Raw genomic sequence first — 14,451 nt, forward strand, 5'->3', positions numbered from 1 at the left:
CCTGCGGTAGCACGCCCAGTCGCCGGTTTTCACCCTCCGGTAGCATGTGCACCCGGTGAGCGCGGCTCTAGCGTCAGCGCCATGATCATCACAGCTGTCATCCTCGCCCTCATCGCCGCGGTCTGCCTGGCAGTCGCCACGCACCTGCAGCAGCATGCCGTGGCCGCCCAGCCGCCCGGCCGGGCCCGCACGCTGACGTGGACCGCCGGACTCGTGCTCATGGGCCTGACCACCGCCCTCAACGTCGCCGCCCTCGGGCTCGGGCCGGTCACCATCGTCCAGCCGATCGGGGCGCTCTCCCTCGTCGTCGCCGCGGTCATCAGCATCCGCTGCTTCGGGCTGCGCCTCGACCGGCGGGTGTTCACCGCCATCGGGCTCACCCTCGCCTCGATCGCTGTGTTCGTCGTTATCTCCGCCGCCCATGCCAGCCGGATCGTCATCGACGACACTGCGATCACCGCGCTTCTCAACCTCCTCATCGTCGTGAGCATCGCAGGCGCCTCGGTGGCGATCAGCCGGGCCGGCCACCTCCTGCGGGTCGCGGTCACCGGGATCATCTTCGGCGCTGTGGCCGCTGCCGCGCACGTCCTCGCCTCCTCGATCCTGACCTCCGATCTGCCGGGGCTCACGCTGGCCAGCCCGCGCTGGTGGATGCTGGCCGCCGCACTCGGACTCGCAGCCCTCATCGGCTTCGCCCTCGTGCAGACCGCCTATGCCAGCGGCCCAGCCGAGACCGTGCTGGCCGGGCTGACCGTCATCGACCCGATCGTTGCGGTTGCCATCGGCGCAGTGCTCTTCGGCGAGTACGCCGGACTCAGCGCCGCGGCCGGCCTCGGGCTCAGCCTCGCAGCCGCTGCCGGGATCGCAGGTGTGTGGATGCTCGCCCGCGTTCACCCGCGTACGCTTGAGGCAGCGGCATCCGGCACGCCTGATGCCGCACCCGCCGGCGATCAGCCCACCGCACTCACCCCTCCGGCGCAGCCTGCCGCGTCGCTTCATGAACAGGGGACCCTCCGATGACCACCTCCCCGACTGCCACCCCTGCCACCGCACCTTCACGCTGGACCCGGATCCGGCAGCAGATGGGCCGCGATGCCGTCCTGCACGTCTCCGGTTTGCCCCTGTCGCTCATCGCGATGCCCGTACTGCTCGCCGTGTTCCTGCCCGGTGTCGCCCTGCTGCCGCTGTGGGTCGGTCTGCTCGTCCTGCCCGCGGCTCTGCAGCTGGCCGCCGCGTTCGCCGATCTCTCCCGCGCCCGCGCCCGTGCCTGGGGCGCTGCCATTCCCGCGGTGTCCCGCCCAGCTCCTGCACCAGGCCTAAGCGGCTGGATCGGAGTGGCAAAAGACTCCCGGCGCTGGCTCGACCTCCTGTTCGAGACGCTCTTCGCCCTGCCGATCAGGGTGCTGACCTTCAGTATTTCCTCGTCGTGGTTCGCCGGAGCACTCGGCGGTCTGACCTATGCCGTGTGGGGCCGGGCCCTGCCGGACCACAACCAGACGCTGCTGGGTCTTACCGTCGCGGCCATTTCCGGGGATTGGGACCGGCGGATCAGCTTCGCTGCCGACGCTGCCTTCGAATTCGTCATCGGTCTCGTGCTGCTGCTCACCCTGCCAGCGGTGCTGCGACTCATGGCCGTCATCGAGGTCGCCGCGATCCAGGCGGGGCTCGGCAGCACCGGAGGGACAGCGGCGCCACCGACCTCACCACCGCAGGCTCCCCCGGCGACAGGACCTGACGGTCCGGCTGGCCCTGGGCACCCCGGCCCGCCAGCACAACCACCGCAGACTCCGACGCTCAGCACACCAGCTGCTCCGGGTGCCATGACGAGATCCGCTGCGTCGCCCGCACCAGGAGTCTCACCTGTTCTGCCACCCCTCCCGACGCTGCTCGCACCCCCAACCAATGGCGGTCCGGCCCCGCTGTACTGGCTCGTGACGATCTTCGCCGGTGTCGTCCTGCTCGCCGTCGCCTGGCCGGTCACCGCTGTCATCTACGGCACGTGGACTGTCGTGGCGATGCTGGTGGCCATCGCACAGTCCGCTTCGATCGTGGTGGCCGTCCGCTGGCCGCTGGCCGCCATCGTCCTCTCCGGGCTCGGCGCCGGCGGCGTGATCACAGCGACCGCGCACACCACCGGGATACCGTGGCCGTGGACGGTACCGTCACTGCTGGCGATCCTCATCGTCCACATCGTCATCGGTCTGCTGCACCGCTGGCCCTATCTCGGTGCGCTGTTCACGCTCACCGCCGTGCTCAGCGGTGTGGCCCTGCTGCTGCCGCGCGACGGCGGCCCGGCCGGAGCGTCGACCAGCGCGATCGTGGCGGTGTCGCTGAGCGCCGGCATCTCGATCCTCGTACTGCTCATCCGCACCTGGATCCGCAACCGCGGCGAGCTCGCCTCGGTCCGGCGGCTCTCGGAGGTCGAACTGGCCAAGCGCCAGCACCTGGAGGAGCGCACCCGCATCGCCCGCGAGCTCCACGATGTCGTCGCTCACAGCATGTCGGTCATCAGCGTGCAGGCGACCACCGCCCGCTACCGCAATCCGCAGCTCGATAAGACCAGCAGCGAGGAGTTCGAATCGATCGCCGGCTCGGCCCGGCAGGCGCTGACCGAGATGCGCGGACTGCTCTCAGTGCTGCGCGACGGGCAGAACGCCGACCTCGCCCCGCAGCCGGGGATCCTCGACATTCCCGCTCTCGTCGCCGCCACCCGGGACTCCGGCGCCGAGGTGGCACTCGAGTTCGATGAGCAGCTGCCGGTCGTGGCTCCCACGACTGGGCTGACCGCCTTCCGGATCGTGCAGGAAGGGCTGGCCAACGCCCTGCGGCACGCGCCCGGCGCTGTCATCGCCGTCAGCGTGTGCAGGCACGACAGTCAGCTGCTCGTCTCGGTCACCAATGGGCCAGCAGCAGCGAAACCGGCAGCCGATCCGCAGGCTGCCCCGGCGCTGGCTGCCGGCGGCGGTTTCGGGCTGACGGGCATGCGCGATCGCGTCCAGGCGCTGGGCGGCACCGTGAGCGCCGGGCCGGCGCCAGCTGGGGGCTTCAAGGTCGCTGCGTCGCTGCCGATCAGCTGACCGGCAGGGGCTCAGGGCCGCGCCCGCTTCAGCTCAGTCGGCTGGAGCGAGATCCGGCAGGTCGTAGTCGATGACGAGCGGGGCGTGATCGCTCCACCGCTCACCCCAGCTGGCTGCCCGGTCGACGCGGGCCGCACGAGCGAGTTCGGCCAGGCCCGGGGTCGCAGCGTGGTAATCAATCCGCCAGCCTGCGTCGTTGTCGAAGGCCTTTCCGCGCATCGACCACCAGGTGTAGGGGCCGGGCACCTCACCGGAGAGCTTACGGTGCACATCGACCCAGCCGAGCTCACCGAAGAACCGGTCGAAGTAGGCCCGTTCCTCCGGCAGAAAGCCCGCCTTCTTCTGGTTGGCCTTCCAGTTCTTGATGTCGAGCTCGGTGTGCCCGACGTTGAGGTCACCGGTGACGAGCGCGTGATCGGCGTGCTGCTGCAGTTCGGGCAGCCGGCGCACCATCTGGTCGAAGAAGCGGTACTTGTCATCCTGCTTCGGGGTGCCGGCCTCACCGGAATGGGCATAGACGGACACGACGGTCAGCAGCGAGCCGTCGGCGAGCTCGTAGTCGGCCTCCAGCCAGCGGCCGGAGCGGTCAAAGTAGTCATCCCCGTTGCCGATCCGCAGCTCCTTGGCCGGCGTGCGGCCCATGACGGCCACACCTGCCCGGCCCTTCGCCTCGGCATCGGCGGAATAGGAGATGTAGCCGGTCGGTTCGAGGACGCCCAGGGCGATGTCGTTCTGGGCGCGGACTTCCTGCAGGGTGACGATATCGGCGCCGGAGCCGGCCAGCCAGTCGGGCATTCCCTTGCGGAAGGCAGCGCGGACACCATTGACGTTCACTGTGGCGATTCGGAGCATGCCCACCATTCTGCCATGCGCATCTCACGCCGTTCCGCCGCGCGCGCATCCCCTGCTCCGCCGCGCGCATCCCCTGTCTGCCCGCCTGCGGATTCCGTCGTCTGTCCCGGCTGCGGAATCCGTTGGCGGCCGTGGTCTGCAGGCACCTGTGACCTTGCTCAAAGGGTGCACTCGGCTACCCGATGCGGCTGACCAGGGCGTAGAGTAAGAGCAAGATGACCCGCTGAAGGAGGAGCCATGGCTGATACGAGCCCCGTCGATCCGGATGCCCTGAGCATCAGCCCCTTTGACGAAGTAGACGCCCTCGATCTGCGCGAATTCCTCGTGAATGCGCAGGAGCAGTTCTGGGGAGACCTCGAGCTGGCAGACAGCCACGATCCCTACTGGTTCCGACAGTTCGCCTCATCGGGACTGGTCGCCAAGCACAAGGCCGAGATCGTCGGTTATCTGCTCGGAGCGATTCCGATCGACGGACCTGCCTATATCCATCTGGTCGCCGCCCGGTCCGACTACCGTCACCAGGGCATCGGCCGCAAGCTCTACGATGCCTTCATCGAGCTCGCCCGTAACAAGGGCGCACAGGAAGTGCAGGCGACGACGATGCCGGAGAACTCCGGTGCGATCTCGTTCCACTCCTCGATGGGCTTCGAGAGCGAACTCATGAATGACTACGCCGGACCCGGTGCGCCCCGCGTGTTCTTCCGCATGCCGCTGACCTCCTACTGAGGTCAGCCGGACGCTGCGGCCCGCACAGCCGAGCACCGGTTCTTCCGCATCAGCGCTGAAGGCTCCACCCGATTCCGGGTGGGGCCTTCAGCGCTGTGGGCTCAGCTCTGTGCGGCGGCCTGGCGTTCGGCGATCTCGACGACGTTGCGCAGCAGCAGCGCACGGGTCATCGGGCCGACACCGCCGGGATTCGGCGACAGCCAGCCGGCCACCTCGGCGACAGCCGGATCGACATCGCCGGTGATCTTTCCCTTGCCGGTCTCCTCGTCGACGACGCGCGAGACCCCGACGTCGAGAACGACGGCACCGGGCTTGACCGCCTCGGGCTTGACCAGATGCGCCGAGCCGGCAGCCGCGACGATGACATCGGCCTGCATGAGCAGCGCATCGAGGTCGCGGGTGCCGGTGTGGGTGAGGGTCACGGTGGCGTTGTGGTCGCGGCGGGTCAGCAGCGAGCCGATCGACCGGCCGACGGTCACTCCGCGGCCGATGACGACGACGTGCTGGCCAGCCAGGTCGAAGCCGGCACGGTCGATGAGTTCGATGACACCGCGCGGCGTGCACGGCAGCGGCGAGGTGATCGGCCGGTTGACGTTGAGCATGAGCCGGCCGAGGTTCATCGGGTGCAGGCCGTCGGCATCCTTGTCCGGGTCGATGCGCTCCAGGATCGCATCCGTGTCGATGTGGCCGGGCAACGGCAGCTGGACGATGTAGGCGGTGCACTCCGGGTCGGCGTTGAGCTCGTCGATGACTGCTTCGAGCTCCGCCTGGGTGATGTCGGCCGGCAGATCGCGGCGGATCGAGCGGATGCCCACCTGCTCGCAGTCGCGGTGCTTCCCGGCCACATAGGACTGCGAACCGGGGTCGTCGCCGACGAGCACCGTGCCGAGCCCCGGGGCCTGCCCGGTCTCAGCCAGCGCACGCACGCGGCCGGCGAGTTCGTCCTTGATGTCCTTGGCTGCGGCCTTGCCGTCGAGTTTCTGCGCGGTCATCAGTACTGCTTCAGTCCTTCGTAGAGCGGGAATCCGTCGGTCAGCTTCTGCACCCGTGCCTTGAGCGCCTCGACATCCGGGCTCGGCTTGAGGGTTTCGGCGATGATGTCGGCGACCTCGGTGAACTCCGCGGCACCGAATCCGCGGGTGGCCAGGGCCGGGGTGCCGATCCGCAGGCCCGAGGTGACCATCGGCGGGCGCGGATCGAAGGGCACCGCATTGCGGTTGACGGTGATGCCGACTTCGTGGAGGAGGTCCTCGGCCTGCTGCCCGTCGAGGGCGGAGTTGCGCAGGTCGACGAGCGCGAGGTGGACGTCGGTGCCGCCGGTGAGCACCGAGACGCCGGCCTCGGCGACATCGGATGCGAGCAGACGCTCCGCCAGGATCTGCGCACCTTCGATGGTGCGCTGCTGACGCTCCTTGAACTCCTGGGTCGCGGCGAGCATGAAGGCCACTGCCTTGGCGGCTACGACATGCATGAGCGGCCCGCCCTGCTGGCCGGGGAACACTGCGGAGTTGATCTTCTTCGCATGCTCCGGATCGCGGGAGAGGATGATGCCCGAACGCGGTCCGCCCAACGTCTTGTGCACCGTCGAGGACACGACATCGGCATAAGGCACCGGATTGGGGTGCAGACCGGCGGCGACGAGCCCGGCGAAGTGGGCCATATCGACCCACAGATAGGCACCGACCTCATCGGCGATCTCGCGGAAGGCGGCGAAGTCGAGGTGGCGCGGGTAGGCCGACCAGCCGGCGACGATGACCTTGGGGCGGTGGGCGAGCGCCTGCTCGCGGACCTTGTCCATGTCGATGCGGTAGGACTCCGGGTCGACCTCATAGGCCGAGACCTCGTAGAGGCGGCCGGAGAAGTTGATCTTCATGCCGTGGGTGAGGTGGCCGCCGTGGGCGAGGCTCAGGCCGAGCATGCCGTCGCCGGCGCGGGCGAAGGCGTGCATGACTGCCGCATTGGCCGAGGCACCCGAGTGCGGCTGGACATTGGCGTACTCAGCGCCGAAGAGGCTCTTGGCCCGGTCGATCGCGAGGTTCTCAGCGATGTCGACGGCCTCGCAGCCGCCGTAGTAGCGGCGCCCCGGGTAGCCTTCGGCGTACTTGTTCGTCAGCACCGAGCCCTGTGCTTCGAGCACGGCATTGGGCACGAAGTTCTCCGAGGCGATCATCTCGAGCGTGCCGCGCTGGCGGTCGAGCTCCTGATCGAGGACGGAAGCGATCTCCGGGTCGATCTGCTCGATCGAGGCGTTCATTGTCGACGCGTTATTCATTCCGGCGGCTCCTTGCAAGACGGGAACAGATGGGGTTCTTCAGCGGGCGGCCGGGCTTCACCGCCGGCATGGTGCTCGCCAGTGACAACTCTAACAGCCGGCTCCGGGCCGGAATCGGCTGTTTCAGAACGATGTCCGCGCAGTGGAATCGCGCTGTCCGAGGTGCCGCACACATCGTCTGCCCCGCCAGACCTGCTGCCCCTGCCGGTCTCTACACTGGGGGGCTATGCAGACTCCAGACTCGTCGCCCGCCCCCGTGTCCACCGCCCCTGCTGCCGCTGTTCCCGAGGCCGGCTCCGCTGCTGCCGGGGCCGCCGCCGAGGCGGGGGTCGAGTGGGTGCTGTCGCTCGCGTGTCCCGACCGGGCCGGGATCGTCCATGCGGTCTCCGGGATGCTCGTCGAGCTGGAGGCGACGATCACCGAGTCGCAGCAGTTCGGCTCACCGGACTCCCACCAGTTCTTCCTGCGCATGCAATTCCGCACGCACACGAGCGAAGCGGACATCCGCGCTGCGCTGTCCCCGGTGGCTCAGCGCCTCGACTTCACCGCCGAGCTGCACCGGGCCGACCGCCGGCTGCGCACACTCGTCATGGTGTCGAAGGCCGGGCACTGCCTCAATGATCTGCTCTTCCACACCGGCACCGGCGCACTGCCGATCGACATCGCCGCAGTCGCCGGCAACCACACCCTCCTCGCGCCGATGGCCGAGCATGCCGGGGTGCCCTTCCACCACATTCCGGTCACCGCGGAGACCAAAGCCGAGGCGGAGGCGGCCCTGCTGGCCCTCGTCGAGGAGTACGACATCGAGCTCGTCGTCCTCGCCCGCTATATGCAGGTCCTCTCCCCTGCCCTGTGCGAGCGGATGGCCGGGCGCATCATCAACATCCACCATTCCTTCCTGCCGAGCTTCAAGGGTGCCCGCCCCTACCATCAGGCCCATGACCGCGGCGTCAAGATCATCGGCGCGACCGCCCACTATGTCACCGATGACCTCGATGAGGGCCCGATCATCGAACAGGACGTCGTGCGCGTCGAGCACCGCCACTCCCCTGCCCAGTTCATCCGCTTCGGCCAGGACGTCGAGGCCGCGGTGCTCTCCCGGGCCGTCGGCTGGCATGCCGAGGGGCGGGTGCTGCTCGACGGGAACCGCACCGTCGTCTTCGACTGACGCCACCACCTCGGGCGCGGCAGGGCGATGTTGCCGAACGGCAACATCGAGCGGGTACCGCCCGACCCTCGCATGCCCTTAGAATGGCGGTATGAGCTCCATCGACGATGCAGGCGGCCTGCGGAAGCCGCGGATCAGACGAGGACCGGTGAATCTCGCTCGGCAGGCGCTGCTGCGGCTCACGAACGTCGGGCTCACGACGGCCTATGCCGCCTACCGGGTGCATCCGGCGCTGTGGCGGCTGACAGCGCGCAACTATCGACCCGGGCTGGAGCGCTTCGCGAAGCTGAATGCGTGGATGATCTGCCAGCAGGCGAGCCTCGATGTGCCGGCCTATCAGGACCATCTCGTCGCACATGACTACGAGTTCCGGTGGTGGGACCTCGACAGCTATCCGCAGACCTCGAAAGCCGGCTATGTCAGCGCCTACTCCGAGGAGGACCGCTGCTGGAACGGCCGCATCGACATGGTCGGCACCGTCGTCGATGAGTCCTCCGGGTCCTCGGGCACGCCGTTCAACTGGATGCGCTCGAAGCGGGAGCTGGCGACCGTGCACAAGAACGTCGCCGGCTATGTCACGTTCCTGTTCGGCGCTGAGAACCTCTTCTGCATCAACGCCTTCTCGATGGGCGCCTGGGCGACCGGCACGAACACCGGCCTGGCGATGGCGAAGGTCGCGATGGTGAAGAACACCGGCCCGGACCTGGAGAAGATCCTCGACACGCTGCGCCATTTCGGCCCAAACCACACCTACCTCATCAGCGCCTATCCCCCGTTCCTCAAGCACCTCGTCGACCGGATGGATGCGGAGGACCCCGAGTACTGGGACCAGTTCGAGCTCAACGGCTTCGTCGGCGGGGAGGCGATGACCGAGGCGCTGCGCGACTATGTGCAGAAGCGCTTCGGCCGCGTCTACTCCGGCTATGGCGCCTCGGATCTGACGATCGGGATGGCCGGTGAGACCGATGTGTCCGTCGAGATCCGCCGGGAGCTCACCCGCAATGACGACTTCCGCGCCGCACTGCTGGGCTCCGCTGAGGACCGCACCCCGATGATCTTCCAGTACAACCCGCTGGAGACCTTCCTGGAGACCACCGCGGACGGTGAGCTCGTCGTCACCATCAACTCCGCTGCGGTCATGAGTCCGCGGCTGCGCTACAACATCGGCGATGAGGCCCGGCTGCTCGACTTCCGGGAGATGGTCGCCATCACCCGGCAGTTCCCGCAGCTGTCCGCGCGGCTCTCGCGCGCCTTCCGCCGGCAGGGGATGCGGCTGCCGTTCGTGCTGCTGTTCGGGCGGGCGGATTCGACGATCTCCTATATGGGCGCCAACATCTATCCGCTCGACGTGGAGAACGGCCTGTACCGCGATGAGCGCTTCGCCGGGCTCATCGAGTCCTTCCGCATCGAGCTGCGCGATCACGGCGAACTGGAGGTCCGTCCGGCGCTGCATGTGCAGCTGCGCGACACCGCCGAGGCGCAGGCGCTCACCGCAGATGAGCGCACGGAGATGACGCAGGCGCTCACGCAGGGGGTGCTCGCCCACCTCGCCGAGGTGTCCCGGGACTTCCGGCAGTCCCTGGAGGAGGACGCTTCGGCCGCGGAGATCCAGCTGGAGCTGCACGACCACGGCACCGGCCCGTTCGCCGGCGGCCCCCAGAAGATCAAGAACGTGTACCTCATGAGGACCGAGGAGGCCTGATCCATGCGCACGACCGACTTCTCCGCCACCCCGCCTCAGGGCCGGGCCGGCTCGGTGTTCCTCGGCTGCAATGAGTACCGCTCGCCGTGGGCGATGGTCGAGCAGCTGCGCCGCTGGCCCAAGCTCGCCCGCGCGCTCAAGCGCGCGCCGGGCTATCTGTGGCATCGCAGCTACTATGAGTTCCCCAAGCGGATCGGGCTCATCGTCGTCTTCGAGTCCCAGGACGATCTCATGCGCTTCGCCCGCACGCATGAGCACCACGAGATCATGCACTGGCTGGTGGGCCGCGGCGATGAGTCCCCGGCCCGCGGCGGCTTCATCCGCATCCTCACCGCCGAGGAGTGGGGCTACACGAACGGGATCTTCCGCGCCGAGGACGGCCGCACCGGGATGATCGACCGGTTCACCCAGCTCGCAGGTGAGACCGACGCCGAGGCGCCGCCCACCTCGGGCACGGGCCGCGCGTCAGGCGCTGGACGCTGATGCCGGTCACCGTCACCGAGGTCTCCACGCGCGCGCAGCTGCGAGCCTTCCTCGATCTGCCGCAGCGGCTCGCTGCGGCGAGCGGCACCGCAGACCACTGGGTGCCGCTGCTGCGCTCGGACCTGCGGGCGTGGCACACCGGCCGGTCGTGGTTCCCCGACGCGGTCACCCTCCTCATCGCCGTCGATGATGACGGGCAGGTCGTCGGGCGCACGAGCGCTCACCGGTACCCCGCCCTCGATGCGAAGCTCTCCGGGCGGCTGCGCCGCCGGCTCACCCCTGCCGAGGTGCATGCCGGGGTCGTCGATGACTGGCAGCACCGGCAGGTGCGCGCCCAGCTGTTCGGTGCCGCCGAGTTCGCCAGCGCGGAAGCCGCGCAGGCGCTGTTCGCTGCGCTGGAGGATCGTGCCCGGCAGGCCGGGTGCACGCATCTGTTCGGGCCGACGTCCCTGCTGCCGAATGAGACCGGAGGGGTGGTCGTCGGCGGATATGAGCATCCCGGGTTCTTCGACACCGCCTGGAACACACCGGCGACCACTGCGATCTATGAGGCAGCCGGGTTCCACCGCTGGGGCGGTGGGCGCACATGGTCGGTCGAGCTCGCCGCGGTGCCGGCGGCACGGGCGACAGCCCCGAGCGAGGCCGAATGCGCCGCCGCCGGGGTGCGGATCAGCACGCCTTCCCGGCTGGGGCTGCGGCGCGCACTCAGGCAGATCCGCCCGACCCTCAATGCGGCCTTCGGGGCGCTGCCGTACTACACACAGATCTCCGACGCTCAGTTCGCCTCCCAGACCGCGGGACTGGCGCTGCTCATGGAGCCCGGTCTCATCGTCACCGCCCATGGTCTCGATGCCGCGCCCGAGGATCCGGCGGCGGCCTTCATCCTCACGGTGCCCGACCCGGTGCACGTGCTGCGGGCCACCGGCGGCAGGCTCAATACCCGGGCGGCAGGGATGCTGCTGCGCGAGCAGCTCACCGGGCGCACCGCCTCGGGCGCGGGACGCGATGCGGTGCTCATCATCCAGGCTGCGCACCCGGATGCGCAGCGGCGCGGACTCGTGTCGCTGCTGGCACGGAAGATGTACTCTGAACTCGTCCGCAGAGGCTACCGGCGGCTGCGCGTCACCGTCGTCGGCGATGACAATCCGGGGTCGTCGTCGGTGCCGGCCAAGGCCGGCGGGCATTGGCTCCACGAACTCCGCTACTTCTTCCGCGAGGTGCATCCATGACCCGACCGCTGAATGCTGCGATGATCGAGGGGCTCTTCGACATCGCCTCCCGCGCCCCGAGCGCGCACAACACGCAGCCGTGGCTGCCGCGCCTGGTCGACATCAGTGAGGAGGGTGCGCGGATCCGAGTGCGCACCGATGCTGAACGCACCCTGCCGGTGACCGACCCTCACGGCGCGGATCTGGGGCTGTCCCTGGGCTGCTGGGTGGAGACCTGTGCGATCGCCGCTGCCGCCGAGGGCCTGCAGCTGCGCGAGCTGCGCATCACCGGCGGGCGGCAGGATGTGACGATCGAGTTCGTGCTCGCCCCGAAGAGCGCGGCGGGTGCCGGCTCTGGTGCGGACCCCTCCGATGGGACGGTCTCGGCGCAGTTCTCCGTCGCCGAGGTGTTGGCCCGGCAGGTGGATCGCGGACGCCTGCGCCGGGACACCGCTGCCGTCGAAGCAGCGGTGGCGGAGTACCGGCAGCTGCGCCCCTATGCCATCTACGACCGCACCGTCCAGGGGAAGACCCACAGCCTTGCCGCAGCCGTGCAGCCTGCCGGAGATGAGCAGCCCGCCGCAGACGCGCAACCTGCCGGGCAGGAGTCGCCGGTGCCGGGCATCGCGATCGCCCAGGTGCCCGAGGCGGTCTGGGTCAAGGCCGCACGCTATGCACAGTCCGCTCCCTTCGAACCGCGGGAGGCCTTCGATGAGACGCTGCGCTGGCTGCGGCTGGACGACCGGGATCCCCGCTATCAGGAAGACGGTCTGACGGCCGCGACCCTGCGGCTGCCGAAGGCCGCTGCACGGCTCGCGGCCCGGATGCTCGGCGGTGATGAGGCCCCGGATGCCGCACGCGACCGCCTGCGCGACATGCTCGTGACCGCCGGCGCATGGTCGACGATGCTGCCGACCTTCATCGCCGGGAAGGCTCCCGACCGGCTGGCCCTGGCGATCGAAGCCCGTCATCCGAGCGCTGTGAGCGCCCAGCAGTGGGTGCTGCTGGGCCGCGAGCTCATGCGACTGTGGCTCATCTTCGCCCGCCATGGGCTGCGGGTCGCAGTCGAATCGCAGCTCAAAGACGTGCAGCTGCCGACCGCGATGCTCGCCGATGTGCTGCGCCGCACCGCCCCACCCCGCCACGGCGACAAGCCGGTCTACCAACCCTTCGCGGCATTCTCGGTGGGGCATTCGACCGGCCCCGTGCCGCGCTCACCGCGCCTGCGCTGAATGCGCTGCAGGCCCGGAACCTCAGCGGTTCCGGGCCTGCGATGCTCAGCGTGATGCTGCAGCAGCGTCAGCGACTCACGTGTCGTCGTCGGCCTGCTCGGCAGCTTCCTGCGCTTCGTCGTCCTGCGCACCGGAGGTGACGTCGGCCTCGACCTCGGGGGTCTCGTCCTCAGCGGTCTCCTCAGCAGCATCCTCAGCCGCGGTGTCCGCAGCAGCAGCCTGGGCGGCCTGCTCGGCTTCCTTCACCGTGGCCTGCTTGGGCGAGTAGGCCTCCAGCACCAGCTCGATGACGGCCATCGGAGCGTTGTCGCCCTTGCGCGGACCGATCTTGGTGATGCGGGTGTAGCCGCCCGGACGCTCGGCGACAGCCGGAGCGATCGAGGTGAACAGCTCGTGGACGACGGACTTGTCGCCGATCTGCTGCATGACGCGGCGGCGCGCAGCGAGGTCACCGCGCTTGGCGAAGGTGATGAGGCGCTCGGCGACCGGCCGCAGACGCTTGGCCTTCGTCACCGTCGTGGTGATGGACTTGTTCTCGAAGAGCTGGGACGCCATGTTGTTCAGCATCGCCCGCTCGTGCGCCGGGGAGCCGCCGAGGCGGTTGCCCTTGGTAGGCGTAGGCATTGTTTATCTCCTTGAAATCTCTGTTCGGTCAGCCGCTCAGTACTGCTCGTCGTCGACGTAGCTCATCTCGTCGCCAGCATCGCCGTAGCCGTTGGCGCTGTCTTTAAGGCTGAGTCCGAGCTCGTTGAGCTTGGCCTTGACTTCGTCGATGGACTTCGAACCGAAGTTGCGGATGTCCATGAGGTCTGCTTCGCTGCGGGCGACCAGTTCACCGACCGTGTGGATGCCTTCGCGCTTGAGGCAGTTGTAGGACCGCACCGTGAGGTCGAGGTCCTCGATCGCCAGAGCGAGATCGGCAGCCAGGGCGGCGTCGACCGGCGAGGGGCCGATGTCGATGCCCTCAGCTTCGACATTGAGCTCGCGGGCCAGGCCGAAGAGCTCGACGAGGGTCTTGCCGGCCGAAGCGACGGCATCGCGCGGGGCGATCGACGGCTTCGTCTCGACATCGACGATGAGACGGTCGAAGTCGGTGCGCTGCTCGACGCGGGTGGCTTCGACCTTGTAGGTGACCTTGAGCACCGGCGAGTAGATCGAGTCGACCGGGATCCGGCCGATCTCAGCGTCGGCGTTCTTGTTCTGCGCGGCAGAGACGTAGCCGCGGCCGCGCTCGATGGTGAGCTCCAGATCGAGGCGGCCGTCTTCGTTGAGCGTGGCGATGTAGAGCTCCGGGTTGTGGATCTCCACACCAGCCGGTGCCGAGATGTCCTCAGCGGTGACCGTGCCCGGTCCCTGCTTGCGCAGGTAGGCCACGACCGGCTCGTCGAACTCCGAGGAGACGACGAGGGACTTGAGGTTGAGGATGAACTCAGTGACATCCTCCTTGACTCCCGGAACCGTGGTGAACTCGTGCAGCACGCCGTCGACCCGGATGCTCGTCACCGAGGCACCGGGGATGGACGAGAGCAGGGTCCGACGCAGCGAGTTGCCGAGGGTGTATCCGAAACCAGGCTCGAGCGGCTCGATGACGAAGCGCGATCGATTGGCTGATACAGCCTCTTCCGTGAGCGTGGGGCGCTGTGCAATGAGCACGTGGGCTTCCTTTCAGCGAGCATCCGCTATATGACGCTCGCATGCACTAGTTGAGTAAGTCAGTACTCGTAAACGCTT

The 14,451-nt window shown here is 68.5% G+C and carries 13 protein-coding genes; 8 read left to right on the forward strand and 5 right to left on the reverse strand.

The window, feature by feature from the left end:
- Nucleotides 1–81: 81 nt before the first annotated feature.
- Both ACFFN1_RS13220 and ACFFN1_RS13225 read left to right on the forward strand, forming a co-directional pair.
- The gene (locus tag ACFFN1_RS13220; RefSeq protein ID WP_376841285.1) at nucleotides 82–1,020 is read left to right on the forward strand and encodes a DMT family transporter; all 939 of its coding nucleotides are present in this window, start codon (nucleotides 82–84) and stop codon (nucleotides 1,018–1,020) included.
- The gene (locus tag ACFFN1_RS13225) at nucleotides 1,017–3,077 is read left to right on the forward strand and encodes a sensor domain-containing protein (RefSeq protein ID WP_376841287.1); all 2,061 of its coding nucleotides are present in this window, start codon (nucleotides 1,017–1,019) and stop codon (nucleotides 3,075–3,077) included. The genes ACFFN1_RS13220 and ACFFN1_RS13225 overlap by 4 nt, the downstream gene beginning before the upstream one ends.
- Nucleotides 3,078–3,110: 33 nt before the next feature.
- Here the strand turns inward: ACFFN1_RS13225 and ACFFN1_RS13230 are convergent, their stop codons facing one another.
- Entirely contained in the window at nucleotides 3,111–3,929 is an 819-nt protein-coding gene (locus ACFFN1_RS13230; RefSeq protein ID WP_376841288.1) for an exodeoxyribonuclease III, read from the reverse strand.
- A gap of 237 nt (nucleotides 3,930–4,166) precedes the next feature.
- On the opposite strand from ACFFN1_RS13230, the gene ACFFN1_RS13235 reads away from it, so the two are divergent.
- Nucleotides 4,167–4,655 (forward strand): GNAT family N-acetyltransferase, encoded by a 489-nt coding sequence (locus ACFFN1_RS13235; protein WP_376841289.1) that lies wholly within the window; start codon nucleotides 4,167–4,169, stop codon nucleotides 4,653–4,655.
- A 101-nt stretch (nucleotides 4,656–4,756) separates the two neighbouring features.
- On the opposite strand, the gene ACFFN1_RS13240 is transcribed toward ACFFN1_RS13235, so the two are convergent.
- A complete protein-coding gene (locus tag ACFFN1_RS13240) occupies nucleotides 4,757–5,647 on the reverse strand; it encodes a bifunctional methylenetetrahydrofolate dehydrogenase/methenyltetrahydrofolate cyclohydrolase (protein WP_376841290.1) in 891 nt (296 codons plus the stop codon).
- Nucleotides 5,647–6,927 carry a serine hydroxymethyltransferase gene (gene glyA / locus ACFFN1_RS13245; RefSeq protein WP_376841291.1) on the reverse strand — a complete coding sequence of 427 codons (1,281 nt, stop codon included), beginning with the start codon at nucleotides 6,925–6,927 and terminating at the stop codon, nucleotides 5,647–5,649. Before glyA ends, ACFFN1_RS13240 begins: the two co-directional genes overlap by 1 nt.
- A 226-nt stretch (nucleotides 6,928–7,153) precedes the next feature.
- Here glyA and purU point away from each other — a divergent pair, with 226 nt between their 5' ends.
- From purU to ACFFN1_RS13270, 5 genes are all read left to right on the forward strand, one after another.
- Entirely contained in the window at nucleotides 7,154–8,095 is a 942-nt protein-coding gene (gene purU / locus ACFFN1_RS13250; RefSeq protein WP_376841292.1) for a formyltetrahydrofolate deformylase, read from the forward strand.
- A gap of 91 nt (nucleotides 8,096–8,186) precedes the next feature.
- The gene (locus ACFFN1_RS13255; RefSeq protein WP_376841293.1) at nucleotides 8,187–9,797 is read left to right on the forward strand and encodes a phenylacetate--CoA ligase family protein; all 1,611 of its coding nucleotides are present in this window, start codon (nucleotides 8,187–8,189) and stop codon (nucleotides 9,795–9,797) included.
- A gap of 3 nt (nucleotides 9,798–9,800) precedes the next feature.
- Nucleotides 9,801–10,280: an antibiotic biosynthesis monooxygenase family protein gene (locus ACFFN1_RS13260; RefSeq protein WP_376841294.1), complete on the forward strand. Its 480-nt coding sequence runs from the start codon at nucleotides 9,801–9,803 to the stop codon at nucleotides 10,278–10,280.
- The gene (locus tag ACFFN1_RS13265; RefSeq protein ID WP_376841295.1) at nucleotides 10,280–11,509 is read left to right on the forward strand and encodes a hypothetical protein; all 1,230 of its coding nucleotides are present in this window, start codon (nucleotides 10,280–10,282) and stop codon (nucleotides 11,507–11,509) included. The genes ACFFN1_RS13260 and ACFFN1_RS13265 overlap by 1 nt, the downstream gene beginning before the upstream one ends.
- Entirely contained in the window at nucleotides 11,506–12,720 is a 1,215-nt protein-coding gene (locus tag ACFFN1_RS13270; RefSeq protein WP_376841296.1) for a hypothetical protein, read from the forward strand. The genes ACFFN1_RS13265 and ACFFN1_RS13270 overlap by 4 nt, the downstream gene beginning before the upstream one ends.
- A gap of 75 nt (nucleotides 12,721–12,795) precedes the next feature.
- Here the strand turns inward: ACFFN1_RS13270 and rplQ are convergent, their stop codons facing one another.
- Both rplQ and ACFFN1_RS13280 read right to left on the reverse strand, forming a co-directional pair.
- Nucleotides 12,796–13,344, reverse strand: coding sequence for a 50S ribosomal protein L17 (rplQ, locus tag ACFFN1_RS13275; RefSeq protein WP_376841297.1), 549 nt, complete (start codon nucleotides 13,342–13,344; stop codon nucleotides 12,796–12,798).
- Nucleotides 13,345–13,380: 36 nt separating this feature from the next.
- Nucleotides 13,381–14,373, reverse strand: a complete 993-nt coding sequence (locus ACFFN1_RS13280) for a DNA-directed RNA polymerase subunit alpha (RefSeq protein ID WP_376841298.1) — start codon at nucleotides 14,371–14,373, stop codon at nucleotides 13,381–13,383.
- Between the last annotated feature and the right edge of the window lie 78 nt (nucleotides 14,374–14,451).

The sequence above is a fragment of the Brevibacterium otitidis genome (assembly GCF_042429315.1).
Taxonomy (GTDB): domain Bacteria; phylum Actinomycetota; class Actinomycetes; order Actinomycetales; family Brevibacteriaceae; genus Brevibacterium; species Brevibacterium otitidis.

What these genes read in the sequence shown, in the direction of transcription:
- ACFFN1_RS13220 (WP_376841285.1), top strand. Translation starts at nt 82, where the DNA reads ATGATCATCACAGCTGTCATCCTCGCCCTCATCGCCGCGGTCTGCCTG.
- ACFFN1_RS13225 (WP_376841287.1), top strand. Translation starts at nt 1,017, where the DNA reads ATGACCACCTCCCCGACTGCCACCCCTGCCACCGCACCTTCACGCTGG.
- ACFFN1_RS13230 (WP_376841288.1), bottom strand. Translation starts at nt 3,929, where the DNA reads ATGCTCCGAATCGCCACAGTGAACGTCAATGGTGTCCGCGCTGCCTTC.
- ACFFN1_RS13235 (WP_376841289.1), top strand. Translation starts at nt 4,167, where the DNA reads ATGGCTGATACGAGCCCCGTCGATCCGGATGCCCTGAGCATCAGCCCC.
- ACFFN1_RS13240 (WP_376841290.1), bottom strand. Translation starts at nt 5,647, where the DNA reads ATGACCGCGCAGAAACTCGACGGCAAGGCCGCAGCCAAGGACATCAAG.
- glyA (WP_376841291.1), bottom strand. Translation starts at nt 6,927, where the DNA reads ATGAATAACGCGTCGACAATGAACGCCTCGATCGAGCAGATCGACCCG.
- purU (WP_376841292.1), top strand. Translation starts at nt 7,154, where the DNA reads ATGCAGACTCCAGACTCGTCGCCCGCCCCCGTGTCCACCGCCCCTGCT.
- ACFFN1_RS13255 (WP_376841293.1), top strand. Translation starts at nt 8,187, where the DNA reads ATGAGCTCCATCGACGATGCAGGCGGCCTGCGGAAGCCGCGGATCAGA.
- ACFFN1_RS13260 (WP_376841294.1), top strand. Translation starts at nt 9,801, where the DNA reads ATGCGCACGACCGACTTCTCCGCCACCCCGCCTCAGGGCCGGGCCGGC.
- ACFFN1_RS13265 (WP_376841295.1), top strand. Translation starts at nt 10,280, where the DNA reads ATGCCGGTCACCGTCACCGAGGTCTCCACGCGCGCGCAGCTGCGAGCC.
- ACFFN1_RS13270 (WP_376841296.1), top strand. Translation starts at nt 11,506, where the DNA reads ATGACCCGACCGCTGAATGCTGCGATGATCGAGGGGCTCTTCGACATC.
- rplQ (WP_376841297.1), bottom strand. Translation starts at nt 13,344, where the DNA reads ATGCCTACGCCTACCAAGGGCAACCGCCTCGGCGGCTCCCCGGCGCAC.